Annotated in this window: 17 protein-coding genes; 10 read left to right on the plus strand and 7 right to left on the minus strand. The window is 36.1% G+C overall.

The window, feature by feature from the left end:
- Positions 1-843 (plus strand): TorF family putative porin, encoded by an 843-nt coding sequence (locus tag B6A10_RS00790; RefSeq protein WP_188219330.1) that lies wholly within the window; start codon positions 1-3, stop codon positions 841-843.
- 93 nt (positions 844-936) lie between these two features.
- On the opposite strand, the gene B6A10_RS00795 is transcribed toward B6A10_RS00790, so the two are convergent.
- The 3 genes from B6A10_RS00795 to B6A10_RS00805 form a co-directional block, all read right to left on the minus strand.
- Positions 937-1,593: an aspartate kinase gene (locus tag B6A10_RS00795; RefSeq protein WP_188219331.1), complete on the minus strand. Its 657-nt coding sequence runs from the start codon at positions 1,591-1,593 to the stop codon at positions 937-939.
- Positions 1,594-1,711: 118 nt separating this feature from the next.
- A complete protein-coding gene (locus B6A10_RS00800; RefSeq protein ID WP_026712967.1) occupies positions 1,712-2,071 on the minus strand; it encodes a YraN family protein in 360 nt (119 codons plus the stop codon).
- Positions 2,072-2,217: 146 nt separating this feature from the next.
- Positions 2,218-3,117 (minus strand): S66 peptidase family protein, encoded by a 900-nt coding sequence (locus B6A10_RS00805; RefSeq protein WP_188219332.1) that lies wholly within the window; start codon positions 3,115-3,117, stop codon positions 2,218-2,220.
- 236 nt (positions 3,118-3,353) lie between these two features.
- Between B6A10_RS00805 and B6A10_RS00810 the strand changes: the two genes are divergently transcribed.
- From B6A10_RS00810 to B6A10_RS00825, 4 genes are all read left to right on the plus strand, one after another.
- Entirely contained in the window at positions 3,354-4,445 is a 1,092-nt protein-coding gene (locus tag B6A10_RS00810) for an endonuclease/exonuclease/phosphatase family protein (protein ID WP_188219333.1), read from the plus strand.
- A 35-nt stretch (positions 4,446-4,480) separates the two neighbouring features.
- Positions 4,481-5,020: a 3-hydroxyanthranilate 3,4-dioxygenase gene (locus B6A10_RS00815; protein WP_188219334.1), complete on the plus strand. Its 540-nt coding sequence runs from the start codon at positions 4,481-4,483 to the stop codon at positions 5,018-5,020.
- A gap of 121 nt (positions 5,021-5,141) precedes the next feature.
- Positions 5,142-6,695: an L-piperidine-6-carboxylate dehydrogenase gene (gene amaB, locus B6A10_RS00820; protein ID WP_188219335.1), complete on the plus strand. Its 1,554-nt coding sequence runs from the start codon at positions 5,142-5,144 to the stop codon at positions 6,693-6,695.
- A 14-nt stretch (positions 6,696-6,709) separates the two neighbouring features.
- Positions 6,710-7,195, plus strand: coding sequence for a DUF3828 domain-containing protein (locus tag B6A10_RS00825; protein ID WP_188219336.1), 486 nt, complete (start codon positions 6,710-6,712; stop codon positions 7,193-7,195).
- A 98-nt stretch (positions 7,196-7,293) separates the two neighbouring features.
- On the opposite strand, the gene B6A10_RS00830 is transcribed toward B6A10_RS00825, so the two are convergent.
- From B6A10_RS00830 to B6A10_RS00840, 3 genes are all read right to left on the minus strand, one after another.
- Positions 7,294-7,791, minus strand: a complete 498-nt coding sequence (locus B6A10_RS00830; RefSeq protein ID WP_188219337.1) for a DUF6646 family protein — start codon at positions 7,789-7,791, stop codon at positions 7,294-7,296.
- Between the two features lie 25 nt (positions 7,792-7,816).
- A complete protein-coding gene (locus B6A10_RS00835; protein WP_188219338.1) occupies positions 7,817-8,542 on the minus strand; it encodes a metallophosphoesterase in 726 nt (241 codons plus the stop codon).
- Positions 8,543-8,642: 100 nt separating this feature from the next.
- Entirely contained in the window at positions 8,643-9,782 is a 1,140-nt protein-coding gene (locus B6A10_RS00840) for an ATP-binding protein (protein ID WP_188219339.1), read from the minus strand.
- A 110-nt stretch (positions 9,783-9,892) separates the two neighbouring features.
- Here B6A10_RS00840 and B6A10_RS00845 point away from each other — a divergent pair, with 110 nt between their 5' ends.
- Positions 9,893-10,717, plus strand: a complete 825-nt coding sequence (locus B6A10_RS00845; RefSeq protein WP_188219340.1) for a DUF4382 domain-containing protein — start codon at positions 9,893-9,895, stop codon at positions 10,715-10,717.
- Positions 10,718-10,780: 63 nt separating this feature from the next.
- Here B6A10_RS00845 and B6A10_RS00850 read toward each other — a convergent pair whose 3' ends face one another.
- The gene (locus B6A10_RS00850; RefSeq protein WP_188219341.1) at positions 10,781-11,536 is read right to left on the minus strand and encodes an SDR family NAD(P)-dependent oxidoreductase; all 756 of its coding nucleotides are present in this window, start codon (positions 11,534-11,536) and stop codon (positions 10,781-10,783) included.
- Between the two features lie 358 nt (positions 11,537-11,894).
- On the opposite strand from B6A10_RS00850, the gene B6A10_RS00855 reads away from it, so the two are divergent.
- From B6A10_RS00855 to B6A10_RS00870, 4 genes are all read left to right on the plus strand, one after another.
- Positions 11,895-12,899, plus strand: coding sequence for an AAA family ATPase (locus B6A10_RS00855; protein ID WP_055091589.1), 1,005 nt, complete (start codon positions 11,895-11,897; stop codon positions 12,897-12,899).
- 82 nt (positions 12,900-12,981) lie between these two features.
- Positions 12,982-13,845, plus strand: coding sequence for a DUF58 domain-containing protein (locus tag B6A10_RS00860; RefSeq protein ID WP_188219342.1), 864 nt, complete (start codon positions 12,982-12,984; stop codon positions 13,843-13,845).
- Between the two features lie 58 nt (positions 13,846-13,903).
- Positions 13,904-15,532 (plus strand): hypothetical protein, encoded by a 1,629-nt coding sequence (locus tag B6A10_RS00865; RefSeq protein ID WP_188219343.1) that lies wholly within the window; start codon positions 13,904-13,906, stop codon positions 15,530-15,532.
- The gene (locus B6A10_RS00870; protein ID WP_055091583.1) at positions 15,532-16,533 is read left to right on the plus strand and encodes a vWA domain-containing protein; all 1,002 of its coding nucleotides are present in this window, start codon (positions 15,532-15,534) and stop codon (positions 16,531-16,533) included. Before B6A10_RS00865 ends, B6A10_RS00870 begins: the two co-directional genes overlap by 1 nt.
- Positions 16,534-16,542 lie beyond the last annotated feature (9 nt).

Consider the following 16,542-nt stretch of genomic DNA (forward strand, 5'->3'; position numbering starts at 1 on the left):
ATGAAAATAGTAAAAGCAGGTTTTTTAGGTTTGTTGCTGTTGGTTTCAGTTGTTGGTTTTTCGCAAAAGGAGCAAGTGACAGATTCCGTTTTAAAAGAAAAAAAGCTGAGTTTGAATGTGGATATTGTGAGTCGGTATTTGTGGCGAGGCCAATGTTGGGGTGGAAATTATATGGCTGTGCAACCTTCGGCTGAATATGCAATAACCTCAAGATTATCCATTGGAAGTTGGGCTACGACTAACTTTAAAAAGGATTATTTTTATCCGGATAATGAAAACTACTATAAAGGTTATCGCGAAATAGATTTTTACGCCAGTTATCAGCTTACTGATTTTTTGCAAGTTCAGATTTGGGATTATTACTGGCCCTCGGTTTCGAGGGTCGAGGGGGTGAGTAATCGGTTTTTTAATTACGGTCCTACGAGTTCGCAAACAGTTGATGCGATTTTGTATTTTGATTTTTCAGAGGGTTATCGATTTCCTTTCAATGCGACCATCAGTACATTAATTGGTGGAAACGATTATCGCTACACCAAAAATGAAATTCCAAGACACAACTACACTACTTATTTGGAATTAGGTTATACTTTTAATTTGTTTCAAAATATTGAATTATTAGCTTCTTCGGGAGTAGTTTTAAATAACAAAGCTGAGTATTATAATTTTGCCAATTATAATAAGCCGTCATTTGTTAATTTGTCATTAAAAGCAACTAAAGAGATAAGTTTGAGCGATAATTTGTTGATGCCTGTTTCGCTGAATTATGTCCATAACGGAGCGACAAAAAACACTGATTTTTTCGGAAAAAATTTCCTGGTGGCCGGAGTGAGTTTTGGGTATTAATGAAACTTTCTTTCAGTTTTTTAATTTCGAAAGAAAGCATAAAAAAGCAGGAATTTAGATAAAAACCTGCTTTCTAAAAGAGTTATGTTAGTTTTAGTTTTTCAAATCTTTGATTACTTTGAAAGCCACATCAACCTGATCTTCACCTACTAAAATGGTAAATTCGTTAGAAGTCGAAATTACCTCGTTGATGATGATTCCTTCCCAGGCCAAACGTTGGAAAATGAAATAATAAATTCCCGGAACTACAATGTTTTCTTTTGGTAATTTTACTGTAATGGAAGCTAAATTGTCTAATTTTTGAATCAGTTTTTCGTTCGAAAAATGTTTGTCAACCAGTTTGTTTACGGTATTGCTTACTACAATGTTGATTTCATTTACGCCTCTTGAAGAAGTATAAAATACATCCGGAAAACTATTGATGTCCGAAATTAATTCGGCCTGTTTGTTTAAAACAGTTTCCGAAACCGCAAAAGTGTAATCAGTCAGCGCAGAACGAACGGTAATTTCACCTATATTTTTAATTACTTTGTTGATTTTGTGGTTGAGTCTGAAATCCAATTCTTCGGTTAGTCGTTTTAAAGACATTACCACAGCACCCTGTTTTACTTCTTTACCAAATTCGCTTTCTAATTCGGCCATGATGTTCCTGGATAATGAAGTTAAATTAATGATTCCCAGTGACAAGGCGTTTAATAAAAAGGGTTTTGTTTTGATGTAATTTTCGACTATTGAGGAAACAGTTTTCATAATTATATAGGTGTTTTTACTTAGTTTTTATATCGATTTACTTAGTTAAATCGTTAAAAATATGGGCAAATATAATTAAAAAAACAATTTGTTACAAAAATAACATGAAAAATTAACGTTAAAAGTGATAAAAAGCATCTGTAAGGTGTTCAATTACAAAAGATTTATTGGTTTTTTGGATGGCAATAATATCAAATCGAACGTTGCAGTCGAGATCTTTTTCAACTACGTAGTTATCTACGGCTTTCGTAAGTAGTTTTATTTTTTTCTGGTTTACAAAGTCCTGAGGAAGACCAAATTCGATCGAAGAACGGGTTTTGACTTCTATAATTGCCAGCGTGTCATTTATTTGGGCAATGATGTCTATTTCGGCCTTTTGAAAAGTCCAATTGGTTTCTAAAATCGAATAGCCGTTATTTTGTAAAAACTCAACAGCTAATTCTTCACCCAGTTTTCCTAATTCGTTGTGCTCAGCCATTGTTTATTACTATTTGATTTTTTTAAACATATAAGTCATATAAGTTTTTATTCTTGTCTTATTTGTTCTTTTAGAAACTACTTAAAAGTAAGAGATATAAGTTCGTAATATTGTTTTTAAACTTATATGACTTATATGGTAAAAAATTAATTTTCAAATTTCAACGTACTTTTCTCCAGTGTAACTTCCATTGAAACCTGACTTCCCAAAATCAAGGCTCTGTTGTCCTGAATGTGTCCTGCCGGGAAATTATAAATCACCGGGATTTTGTAATTTTTAATCACATCCTGAATAATTTCAACTGCATTTTTCCCCCAGGGAATTTCGTTGTCTTTCATTTTGGTCATCGAACCCACCACAATTCCTTTGATGCTTTCCAGGCAACCATTGCGTTTTAAATTCATCATCATGCGGTCGATGTGGTATAAGTATTCGTCCAAATCTTCGATAAATAATATTTTTTCATGACAATCAATAGCCGATGGAGAGCCAAATAAACTGTATAAAATAGAGAGGTTTCCGCCTACCAATTCACCTTTAGCTGCTCCGGTGCGGTTCATCGGGTCAGAAGGAACTTCATAGCTTATGGATTCGTTAAACAAGGCTTCTCTCAAAGTTTCTTTGGCTTCAGCCGTTGCTCTGGGAATACTCACCGGCATAATGCCGTGAATGGTTTTATAACCCAAAGTGTTCAGGTGATTGTGTAAAACGGTAATATCGCTAAAACCTACAATCCATTTTGGGTTTTCTTTGAATTTGGTAAAATCTAAAGCATCAATAATTCTCACGGTTCCGTAACCGCCTTTTACACACCAAATCGCTTTGATATTCGGGTTGTCCAGCTGGGTTTGAAAATCGGCAGTTCTTTCTTCATCTGTTCCTGCCAGTTGATTGTTGTCTAATCCAATGCTTTTTCCAATAACAACTTCCAGTCCCCAACTGTGTAATAAATCAATCGCAGGTTGTAGTTGGTTGTCGGTATATTTTCGGGCGGTGGCAACAATGGCAACGGTGTCTCCTTTTTGTAAAGCGGCTGGTGTAATCATCTGTTTTTGGGCTTGACTATTATTGAAAAATTGAAAAAATAAAATCAGGGAAAAGCAAAATCGCAGATTAAATGTTGAAAATTGAGAAGTAAACATAGGGCTTTTTTTCCTGAATAAATAAAGTTGCAATGCCTTGGCGAAGCATCCAAACAAAGATAAAGAAATTCAAAAAATAAATGATTGCAAATTGTATGAAATGGTTTAAATTTACTAAAACGCTTTAAATTGAATTAGTTATGCAAATGCAAAAAGGGATTGTTATTGTTTTGCTGTTTTGGTTTCAAATGTTTTTCTCACAACCCAAAAGCTATCGGATTCACACAGTGGCTTTTTATAATTTTGAAAATCTCTTCGATACAATTAATGATCCGGATACGTACGATGACGAATGGACGCCGCGGGGAAGTCAGCATTGGACTGCTGAAAAATACCATCAAAAACTGCAAAATTTAGCGCGGGTTCTCGCAGATATTGGAAAACCTGAAAATACTAATTCGCCTACTTTGATTGGTTGTTCCGAAATTGAAAATCGGGATGTACTGGAAGATTTGGTGCAACAGCCTAATATAGCCATGCAGGATTATGGCATTATTCATTTTAATTCGCCGGACAAAAGAGGAATTGATGTGGCTTTGTTGTTTCAAAAGAAATTTTTCATGCCTACTTCTTATACGAATATTCCCTTGTATATTTATAGCAAAGGGAAACCGGAAGCTGTAGCAGTGGAAGACAATGATGATGACTTGTCTGAAAATAATTATCAAAACAGGATTTTTACCCGGGACCAACTTTTAGTAAGCGGTTTTTTGGATGGAGAGGAAATACACATTATTGTTAATCACTGGCCGTCGCGTTCGGGCGGAGAGAAAAAATCCAGTCCGTACCGGGAAGCTGCCGGAATGTTAAACCGCAAAATCATTGATTCTTTGCAAAAAATAAATCCGAAAGCCAAAGTAATTACCCTCGGTGATTTGAACGACGGACCTTTTAATAACAGCATTAAAAAAGCTTTGGGAGCCAAAGCAAATCAACAGGAAGTTCCGGAATTGGGGATTTATAATCCATTTGAAGAAATGGCTAAAAAAGGTTTGGGAACTATTGCTTTTAGAGATTCCTGGGATATTTTCGACCAGATTATGGTTTCGCAAACCCTGATAAAAAAGGAATTTTCAGGCTATCAATATTGGAAAGCCGGCATTTTCAACAAAAGTTATCTGATTCAAAATTCCGGTAACTACAAAGGTTATCCCAAGCGACATTCGGCAACCGAAGTAGGTTTTAGCGATCATTTTCCGGTTTATGTTTATTTGATAAAGGAAGCCAAATAGATTTTGTAACTTAGCTGTTATTAAAATAAGCTGCCATGGCAATTTCAAGACCTTTTAACCTGACCAAATGGATTGACGAAAACCGTCAATTGTTAAAACCACCTGTTGGTAATAAAAATCTTTATGTGGATTCCGGTGATTATATCGTGATGATTGTGGCCGGACCTAACGCCCGAAAGGATTTTCATTACAATGAAACCGAAGAGTTGTTTTATCAGTTAGAAGGAACAATTGAAGTACACATTCAGGAAGAGGGCGAGCGAAAAATTATGCAGCTCAATGCCGGCGATATGTACCTGCATCCGGCTAAAGTACCGCATTCGCCTGTGCGTTCCGAAGGTTCTATCGGTTTGGTTATTGAGCGAAAAAGAGCCAAACAGGGTTTTACAGATGGCTTGCTGTGGTATTGTGACAACTGCAATCACAAGTTGCACGAAGTTTATTTTGAATTGAACAATATCGAAAAAGATTTCCTGCCTCATTTTGAGCATTTTTACAATTCAGAAAGTCTTCGCACTTGTGAAAATTGCGGAACGGTTATGGACACCGACCCAAGATTTACAGCCAAAAAATAATTTTTTTCAGGAGCTTCCCGATAGCTATCGGGACCCGTTATCCGCTCTATCTTTATGTTCTTAAAGAAAGGCCATAAATGATGTTGCTACCGGGGCTAAAACACGAAACCTATTAAATATCATGTCAACAATCGCAACACAATTTGGAATCAAAGAAGCATTAACGCAATTAGGAATTCAGGAAATAAATGAAGGAACATCAACAGGAATAAACAATTTTTCGTCAGGAGAAATTCTGGAAAGTTTTTCACCTGTTGACGGTGCTTTAATTGCTAAAGTAACAACGACTTCAGCAGCTGATTATGAAAAAGTAATGCAGGCTGCCACCGAAGCTTTCAAAGTTTTCCGCTTGATTCCGGCTCCAAAACGAGGCGAAATCGTGCGTCAGTTTGGGGAAAAATTACGTCAAAATAAAGAAGCTCTCGGAAAATTAGTCTCTTACGAAATGGGGAAATCCCTGCAGGAAGGCTACGGAGAGGTTCAGGAAATGATCGATATTTGCGATTTTGCTGTTGGACTTTCCCGTCAGTTACACGGTTTGACCATGCATTCCGAAAGACCCAATCACCGCATGTATGAGCAATATCATCCATTAGGTGTAGTCGGAATTATTTCTGCGTTTAATTTTCCGGTGGCAGTTTGGTCCTGGAATGCGGCATTGGCATTAGTTTGTGGTGATGTTTGCGTGTGGAAACCATCTGAAAAGACACCACTTTGCGGAATTGCCTGCCAAAATATTTTAGCACAGGTTTTACAGGAAAATAAGTTGCCGGAAGGCATTTCCTGTTTAATTACCGGTGATTATACGATGGGGGAATTAATGACTAATGATGGCCGAATTCCGTTAATTTCAGCAACCGGTTCTACCCGAATGGGGAAAATAGTAGCTCAAACCGTGGCTGCCCGATTAGGGAAATCATTGTTGGAATTGGGTGGAAACAACGCTATTATTGTTACTCCGGATGCCGATATTAAAATGACGGTTATCGGAGCTGTTTTTGGTGCTGTGGGAACAGCCGGACAGCGTTGCACTTCAACCCGAAGATTGATTATTCACGAAAATATTTATGATAAAGTCGCGGCAGCTTTGGTGGCGGCTTACCAGCAATTACGCATTGGAAATCCACTGGATGAAAACAATCATGTGGGACCGTTAATTGATGCCGATGCGGTTGAAAAATACAATAAAGCATTAGAAAGAGCAGTTGCTGAAGGCGGAAAAATTCTTGTGAACGGAGACGTGTTTTCGGGAGAAGATTACGAAAGTGGTTGTTATGTGAAGCCGGCGATTGTAGAAGCTGAAAATAGTTTTGAAATCGTACAATGCGAAACTTTTGCCCCGATTTTGTATTTGCTAAAATATAGCGGAACCGTTGAAAATGCGATTGCGATTCAGAATAATGTGGTGCAGGGATTGTCTTCGGCAATTATGACGAACAATTTGCGCGAAGCCGAATTATTCCTGTCAACTGCAGGTTCGGATTGCGGAATAGCGAATGTAAACATTGGAACTTCCGGTGCCGAAATTGGCGGTGCTTTTGGAGGAGAAAAGGAAACGGGCGGCGGTCGCGAATCGGGTTCGGATGCCTGGAAAGTGTATATGCGTCGTCAAACCAATACCATCAATTATGGTAGTACTTTACCTTTGGCGCAGGGAATAAAATTTGATTTGTAAATGTTTTGTTTTATATGAATACTAAGAAAACTGTTTTTGTCTGTATGTTGCTAATGTCTTTTTTATACAGTTGTAAAAAAGAACCGTTGGAATCTAAAAAACAATTGTCCATTGAAAGTTCTAAAAATGAAATTGATAAGGGTGCTGCCATTCAAAAAATGCTAAAGGAATTTTATAGTGCTTACATAAAAGAATTTGCAAACGAAAATATCGCTGAATCGGAAAGAAAATTAGATTCAATTGAAATTAAATTTTGTACGAAATCTTTATTAGACAGTATTTCAAATGAATTTGAGCATAATGAACTGGATTATAATCCATTTGTTAAAGCTCAGGATGTATCATTAGATTGGATAGAAACTTTTACCGTAAGTAAATTATCAGGTTTAGAAAATAAATTTAACGTGCAATATCTCGATAAATATTCGGGGAAAGCAATAAATATTTATCTTACTGTTGTTGAAGAAAACGGGAGTTTTAAAATTTCTTCATTACGATGAGAAATTAGTCTCTGTTTTGAAAAACGTAAGAAGTGATAAATATAAAAACGGCTATTTGAGAAACTCAAATAGCCGTTTTTATTCTAAAAAGTATGGTTTTATAAATTAAAAGAAGCACCAATATTAAAGGTGAACTGATTGTTTAAACGTTCAAATCCGGTAGCTTCGGGTTTGTATTTGGCAATAGGGAAACCAATTTCACTCATGATTCCAAAACCATCTGTAAAGAAATAACGAACCCCCAAATGTGCGCCAAAGTTTCTCAGTCCTAAATCCAATCCCGGATAAATATCGACCTTTTCATCTACATTAAAAACATTGCCCAGATTTGCATTAAAACGGACTTTAAGATCAGCTCTGTCACCAAAATCAGGTTTGTTGCCTAATCCGTCTTTGTCAACAGATAGTAAATAAGAGGCTGTTGCGCCCACGGAAATATTTTCACCCAAACCAAAATCGGTAGAAACTCTTATTCCCGAACCATGTTCCTGAATATTGGCTGCCACATCAAATTTAGTATCTCCTTTTCCGTTAAAAGCCTGAGCATTTGCAAAGCTGATTGTTAGCATTGTAAGTAATGTGAAAATTTTTCTCATAATTTTATTTTTATTGCAAATGTATTTAATTTCTTCCTTTTTCGTCAAAATATAATTGGTGCAAAGGTTCGCTTTGCCAAAATTCTTTAGTGTCAATATCCATGATGGTTAAAGGTCCTTTGAAAGCAGCTCCGGTGTCTATATTCCAAACACAGGCTTTGTTTACCGGAACAGTTTTTCCAATTCGGGTAACCGGAGTGTGGCCAATGTAAATTTCATGGTATAAGGTTAATCTTTTGGGATAGGATAAGTCGCCTGGGTTTAAATTTTGGTTTAATGCCAGAGCGGTTTCCCATAAGGTTCTGTCCCAATAAAACAGTTTGGGAAAATATTCAAAGTTGATGCCGTTCATATTGGTAAAACCCGCATGAATAAAAAGACGTTGTTGTTCGTCCAGATAATAATCCTGCAGGGATTGTAAAAACTCAATATGTCTTTGTTTGTTTTCGTGGCTTACTTCTTCATAAGCAATAACGGTTGCTTCACCTCCGTGATTGTACCACAACAAATTATCTTTGTTGTCTTTTAACCAATGTAAAAGCAGTTCGTCATGATTGCCTCTGATGAAAACACAGTTGTTTTTGGTGTTTAACTCGATTAGAAAATCCAATACCTGCGGTGATTGGCTCCAGCCATCCACATAATCTCCCAGAAAAATCAGTTTGTCTTTTGAGCTAACCTGAGCTCTTTCCAGAATTTGATGTAAGGCGCGTAAACCACCGTGAATATCTCCAATAACTAATGTTCTCATTTTTTTGAATGCTGCTTTTGTTTTCCCAATTTAATAAAAATTGATTGACAGACAAAAAAGGAATGCTTTTTTCTTTTAGCTAAAAAATGAATTTGTCAAATTATTGGACGTCGTATTTCATTTTTCTTAAAATCCGCATGGCTTCTTTGAAAGATAAATAGACTGAAGGAAAGGGTTTTAGGTGTGTTTTGGCATCGATTAGTTTTTGTTTGGCCTCTTCAAAACCGTTGAGGTAACAAATCATAAATGTTGAAGGCAGGTTTTCCAAATCTTTTTGTTCTCTGGAGCTAAGCTGTATGTCTTTTTTTAGTTTGCTTACAATTGCCAGATTGTTGTTGTAAATGTGGAAAAGCATTTTTTTATTGAAAGCCGGAGGTTCAAAAAGCATTTTGCTCTCAATTTTGTAATAGCCGTTTTCAAAGAAAAAGATGGTTTGTTGTTCTAAAGGATAAAAACTGGTTTTGTCGTTTAATCCGAGGGGAACATATTCGATAATGGTAAAACTGTTTTCGTCAAAGGAAATAGTGATAACATCCTGAGCAGAATAAAAAAGTTTGATGTGTTCGTTAATTAACTCAATATCCACGCGGGATAAGAAGGTTTTTTCGCGAACTGTTTTGGGAATTCCGGCCCAGCAGATGACAAATAATTCTTTGAAAACCTTGTATTTGGGATCCATGTCTTTGTGCCTGTAATTCATAAAATCAAAAAAACCGTCCAGCGTATATTTGATATTATTTCGCGAATTGTTTTCAAGGTCAATAACCGTTGCGGTATTCAGATAGTTTTTTTCGATTTTGTCTTCGGTGGGAGTGGTGTTGCTTCCTATTCTGATAAAAGTACTGTGAGCAGGAATGGTGTGAATTCCTTTTTTGAAAGAGGAAATTTTATTCTTAGGTTTTATAGTAACCAGTCCGATTACTTTGTCTTTGGGCAGGTTAGGAAAAGGCACATTTTCGTATTGAATTTTCGGAGGATTATCTAAATAGGCATTGATGAGATTTTGAATGTGACTGTCGTCAAAAAAGTCGGCGCCAATAATTTCATTGTCCTGATCTTCAACGCCTACGACAATATAAGAGTTGTTTGCCGGATTAGAGTTGGATAAAGCACATATATGCTTTAAAAATTTGGATTTACCTTCTTTTGTGTGTAAATTTAATTGGCGTTTTTTATCGTAAAAACTATTTTCATCATTATGAGCCAGCAAATTCTTTATTAAAAGTCGTTTGTTAATCATCTGAAAAAAAGATTTACGATTTGAGTTTTGAATAAAAAACAACAGTTATTTGGCAATATTGTTGTTTTTATTGCGTTGTCAATATACTAATTTTAAATAAATAAGAAAAAATGAAAAAGATTAAATTTCGCCCCCAATTATTTTTTATCATTGTTTTTCTGGCTACTTTTTTTACTGCTTGTAATGATAATGACGACAGTAATCAAACTGCGCGAATGATGGTTCGAATGACCGATGCTCCCGGAGATTATGATGCAGTATATATCAATGTTCAGGATATAAAGATAAAGGCTTCAACTGATACCGGAGAGGAAGGTTGGGTAAGTATCGCTAGTGATGAATTTGTTCCCGGTGAACAAAATTTATTGGATTTAACAGGAGGAGTAAGTCTCTTATTGGCTGATAATGTTGTTCCGGCAGGAGAATTGGGACAAATCCGATTAATTTTAGGAGATGGAAATTATTTTGTTAAAGATGGAGTAGATTATCCATTGGCTACGCCAAGTGCTATGCAATCCGGCTTGAAATTGCAGGTAAATCAAACTTTACAGGCAGGAGCTACGTATGAGTTTGTGTTGGATTTTGATGTTTCTAAATCTATTGTGACGGCAGGAACTTCCGGAAGCTTTAATTTAAAACCGGTTATTCGCGTTTCAGCTACGGCTACATCGGGAGTGATTAAAGGTAAAATTGACCCAATCCTTGAAGGTTATCAGGTTGTTGCTTCGGTGCCAGTAGGTGATACCACTATAGAAGCATATGTTAATGAAGAAACAGGAATGTTCCAATTAGATGGTGTGCCAGCTGGAACTTATACCGTTACTTTAACTCCTGAGGAAGGTTCAGGGAAAGCTGTAAAAACAATAGAAGGTGTGGTCGTTGAAAATGGAGAGGTAAATGATTTGGGAACTATTACGTTAGTTGCATTACCATAATTTTAAAAATTATAATAGCTAATTAAGAAAAACAGCTCTTTACGGAGCTGTTTTTTTTTATGCTTATTCTTCTCGTTGAATCATAGTTGCTGAACCCTGAGCGGTACACATGACAACCAAATCAGAAATATTTACGTGATAAGGTCTGGAGATAACAAAATGAATAATGTCGGCAATATCTTCTGGTTTTAACGGGGTGAAACCCTTGTAAACATTACTCGCTTTTTCGATATCACCTTTAAAACGTACCTGACTGAATTCGGTTTCAACCAGTCCGGGGTGAATAGCTCCCACACGAATTCCGTAAGGGTTTAAATCCATTTTCATTGCTTTGTTCAACGCATCTACAGCGTGTTTGGTGGCGCAATACACATTACCGTTTGGATAAACCTGTTTGGCAGCTGTGGAACCGATGTTGATGATGTGACCTGATTTTTGAGCAATCATTTTTGGAATTATTGCTTTCGAAACATATAAAAGTCCTTTCAGGTTGATGTCAATCATATTTTCCCAGTCGTCTAAATCGCCGTCCTGAATTGGATCCAGACCGTGTGCATTTCCGGCATTATTAATTAAAATATCAATTTTAGAGAAGGCTTCGGGTAGGGAATTTATTTTTTCAAGAACGGTTTTTTTGTCGCTTACATCAAATTCCAGACTGTAAACCTTTGTCAGTTGACTTAATTCTTTTTCCAGCTCTTCCAGTCGGTTTTTGCGTCTTCCGCAAAGAATAAGGTTGTAATTATTTTGTGCCAAAAGTTGAGCCGTTGCTTTTCCAATTCCGCTGGTGGCTCCGGTTATTAATGCTGTTTTATTCATGATTTAATTGAAGTATTTTTTGTCGATTCTAAAAATAAGTTGCTGTTGTTTATTTGCGAAGAAATAAAATATTACAGCAGAATAAATTTCCGGAAAGGAACAAATGTCAGATTTATTTCTAAAGGCTTTAATTTCTGTTGTTTAGATTTGCTTTTTTTTGAAATAAAAGAGATTTTGCTTTTTTTCAAAGACTAATTTTTAAAGTTCTTAAAATTATGGAAATTGTATCATAATTCGTCCTTAAAATTGCAGTATTGGCAGAAGTTTTAACCATTTTTTAACATCTTACCTTTAAAAAAAAATTCAATTTGCACTCTCAAAACTAAGGCATTAAATTCAAGGAATTAAAAATAATTTTATGGAAGAGAATACAGCGACTTTAGACATTAGAGCGATCAATGAAAAGATAGAAAGAGAAAGTGCTTTTATAGACCTTCTTACTATGGAAATGAATAAGGTGATTGTGGGTCAGAAGCACATGGTTGAACGATTATTGATTGGATTATTAGGGCAAGGACATATTTTGCTTGAAGGAGTTCCGGGATTGGCTAAGACTTTAGCTATTAATACCCTTTCGCAAGCGGTTCATGGTTCATTCAGCCGAATTCAGTTTACACCGGATTTATTACCTGCCGATGTTATTGGAACGATGATTTACAATATTAAGCAAAATGAATTCTCGATTAAAAAAGGACCTATTTTTGCTAATTTCGTTCTTGCCGATGAGATCAACCGTGCTCCTGCTAAGGTACAATCTGCTTTGTTAGAGGCCATGCAGGAAAAACAGGTTACCATTGGTGATACTACTTTTAAATTAGAAAAACCATTTTTGGTTTTAGCTACACAAAACCCAATTGAGCAGGAAGGAACTTACCAATTGCCGGAAGCTCAGGTGGATCGTTTTATGCTGAAAACGGTTATTGATTATCCAAAAATGGACGAAGAGCGTTTGGTAATTCGTCAAAACCTTTCCGGAAATTACGACAAAGTAAATCAGGTGGTTTCTATCGAACAAATTTTGCGTGCGCAACAGGCGGTTCGTGAAGTATATATGGATGAAAAAATCGAGAAATATATTCTGGATATCATTTTTGCGACACGTTATCCGGAGAAATATAAATTGGCAGACTTAAAACCTTTAATCAGTTTTGGATCTTCGCCTCGTGGAAGTATCAATTTGGCAACAGCGGCAAAATGTTATGCTTTTATCAAACGCAGAGGTTATGTAATTCCTGAGGATGTTCGTGCTGTGGTTCATGATGTGTTGCGTCACAGAGTTGGAGTGACTTATGAGGCAGAAGCTGAAAATATTACTTCGGTTGATATCATCAATAAAATTATAAACGAAGTAGAAGTACCTTAATTTAGTTTGCAGTTATCAGTTGTCAGTTGACAGTAATCTGTTTAACTGACAACAAACAACCGACAACCGACAACTGAAAAAAATGGATACAAAAGAGCTTTTAAAAAAAGTACGAAAAATAGAAATCAAAACCCGAAGACTGAGCGATCATATCTTCTCCGGGGAATATCATACTTCTTTCAAAGGGCGTGGAATGACTTTTAGTGAGGTACGTCAATACCAATATGGTGATGATATTCGAAACATTGATTGGAATGTTACCGCCCGTTATAACGAAGCTCACGTAAAAGTCTTTGAAGAAGAACGCGAATTGACCATGATGCTGATGGTGGATATTTCAGGTTCGGAGAGTTTTGGTTCCAAAAATCAATTTAAAAAAGACATCGTAACAGAAATTGCTGCCACGATGGCTTTTTCGGCTACACAAAACAATGATAAAATTGGTTTGATTTTGTTTTCGGACCAAATCGAATTGTATATTCCGCCCAAGAAAGGACGTTCGCACGTATTGCGAATTATTCGTGAATTAATCGAGTTTGAACCCAAAAGTCATAAAACGGATATTGCTCAGGCCTTGAAGTTTTTGTCGAGTACACAAAAAAAGAAAGCGATTGTTTTTATGATTTCCGATTTCATGGCGAGCGATTATGAGCAAACGCTGAAAATTGCGTCTAAAAAACATGATTTGACGGGAATTCGTGTCTATGATATTCGCGAAGAGAAAATGCCAAATCTGGGAATGGTTCCAATGCTGGATGCTGAAACCGGCGAAATGCAATTGGTAGACACCGGTTCAAAAGCCGTTCGAATGAGTTATGAAAAATATTATCATGACCAATTGAATTATTTCAAAGAAACTTTCAGTAAATCAGGTTCAGGCGTAGTAAATACAAGAGTTGACGAAAGTTACGTAACCAAATTACTGGGCTATTTCAAATCGAGATAAAGCATTCTCTCAGCCTTCCAACAAAGGAAAGGAGTTGAAAAACAAATGTTTTAAAAACATGAAAAAACAAATATTCTTCTTATTACTTCTGTTTTCTACTGCCATTTTTGCTCAAAAAAGAGTAGAAACAAGTATCGATACCACTAAAAATAAAATAGGAGCCGAGTTCAAACTGACTTTAAAAACTTCGGTAGATACTTTGTCTAAGGTTGTTTTTCCAAATTTAAAAAGCCTTGGTGCTCTTGAAGTAATCCAGTCTTATCCTATTGATACGGTAAAAAATAACGACCGTTATGAGTTGATTAAAAAATATGGCTTAACACAGTTTGACTCCGGACGTTATGTGATTCCGGCGGTGAAAATCGTAATTAACAACAAACCGTATTTGAGTGATTCGATTGCGGTTGAGGTGGCCAATGTTCCCGTGGATACTTTAAAGCAAAAAATGTATGACATTAAGGATATTCAGCCGGCTACTTATTCAATAGGTAATTGGTGGAAATATCTTTTGGGATTTTTGCTTATTCATATAATTGCTGCGGGGGTATATTTCTTCTTAAAGCATAAGCAAAAGAAAAAAATAGAAGAAGAAGTTTATAAAACGCCAATTGAAAAAGCAACCAGTTTATTGAATAATCTGGAAAAGAAAGAGCTTTGGCAAAAAGGAGCAATAAAGGAATATTATAGCGAACTGACTGATATTGCCCGAAATTATATCGAAGAAGCGATAGAAATTCCGGCAATGGAAAGCACCACATCTGAATTGATTGCAGGATTGAGAGCGGCTTCGGTAAAAAAGAAAATGACCGTTACGGCTGAGACAATCGAAAATTTAGAAAGGGTTTTAAAACAGGCCGATTTAGTAAAATTTGCCAAATCAAAACCTTTGGAATATGAAATTACCGAGGATAAAAATAAAATACAAAAAGCGATTTTAACACTGGATAGTTCGATTCCGGTTGAAATTCCGGAGGAAGAAGATGTTTTACTGAATGAAGTTCAAAGACAAAAACAAATTGCACTTCAATTAAAGAAAAAAAGAAACAATCGTATTGTTATCAGTGTAGCTTCTGTTCTTTTTTTATTGTTAGCCACTACTTTTTATTTGATGGCAACCAGAGGATTTGATTATGTAAAAGACAATCTTATCGGTCATCCGTCAAAAGAATTATTGGAAGGTGAATGGGTAAAAAGTGAATACGGAAATCCGGCCGTTCAGATAGAAACCCCTAAAGTTTTGGTGCGTACCGATTTGACAAAATCCTTGCCTAAAGAGGGAATGGCATTAATTAAAGAAATGCAATCTTTTGTTTATGGAAGTTTGATTGATGATTTTTATTTGATGGTTTCAACTCTCAAGTACAAACAAGAAGGACAAATAGATTTGAAAAAATCGATGGATGGTTCATTACAGGCTATGGAGTCCCAAGGCGCGCAAAATATGATTGTGAAACAGGAAGACTATGAGACTAAGGAGGGAATTACGGGTTTAAAAGCTTATGGAACTTTCTCCAGAGTAAGTCCGATAACTAATGATCAGCAAAGAATGTATTATGAAGTTTTGATGTTTAGTCAGGAAGGTGGTTTACAACAGATATTGATTTTACATCAGGAAGGAGACAAGTATGCAAATGAAATTTCGGAAAGAGTGTTAAGTTCCGTTGAATTAAAAAATGAAGGCAGATAATGGTAAAAATAACTTTTTTAAATCCGGAGTTTTTTTGGTTGTTTCTTTTGATTCCATTGGCCATTATTTGGCTGGTTTTAAAAAGAAATCAGCAATCGGCAACTTTAAAAGTGAGTTCGATAAAAGGTTTTAAAACCAAGCAATCTACTTTAGCAAAGCTAAAACCTTATTTAAATGTATTGCGTCTTTTGGCTTTAAGTTCTTTAATTGTGGCACTGGCGAGACCCAGAACAGTGGATATTAGCAATAGAACTAAAACTACTAAAGGAATTGATATTGTAATGGCAGTGGACGTTTCAGGAAGTATGCTGGCCAAAGATTTAAAGCCTAACCGTATGGAAGCTTTAAAAAGAGTAGCTACTGATTTCGTTGAACAACGACCTAATGACCGAATTGGATTAGTGGTTTATGCTTCTGAAGCTTATACTAAAACGCCCGTAACCAGTGATAAAGCCATTGTAGAACAGGCGATTGAAAGTATTAAATATGATAATGTTTTACAGGACGGAACCGGAATAGGAATGGGATTGGCAACAGCCGTAAACCGATTAAAAGACAGTCAGGCTAAGAGTAAAGTGATTATTTTATTGACGGACGGAGTAAATAACGCCGGATTTATCGAGCCGGAAACGGCCGCTGATATCGCCAAACAATACGGTATAAAAGTATATACCATCGGAATTGGAACTAACGGAATGGCGGAGTTTCCTTATGCAGTAGCTCCAAACGGACAATTTTTGTTCCAAATGATGAAGGTGGAAATTGATGAAAGACTGATGAAAAGTATCGCTGCCAAAACGGACGGAACCTATTTCAGAGCAACGAGTAACAGTAAATTAGCAGAGATTTATAACGAAATCAACAAACTGGAAACAACCGAAATACAGGAATTAAAGTTTTATGATTATGATGAAAAATACCGCCCTTTTGTGTGGTTAGCCGGTATTTTAGTTTTAATCGAAATTGGATTGCGAAATACAGTTTACAGAAGCTTTATATAAAAAGATTTA

Source organism: Flavobacterium pokkalii, assembly GCF_014596575.1.
GTDB classification, from domain to species: domain Bacteria; phylum Bacteroidota; class Bacteroidia; order Flavobacteriales; family Flavobacteriaceae; genus Flavobacterium; species Flavobacterium pokkalii.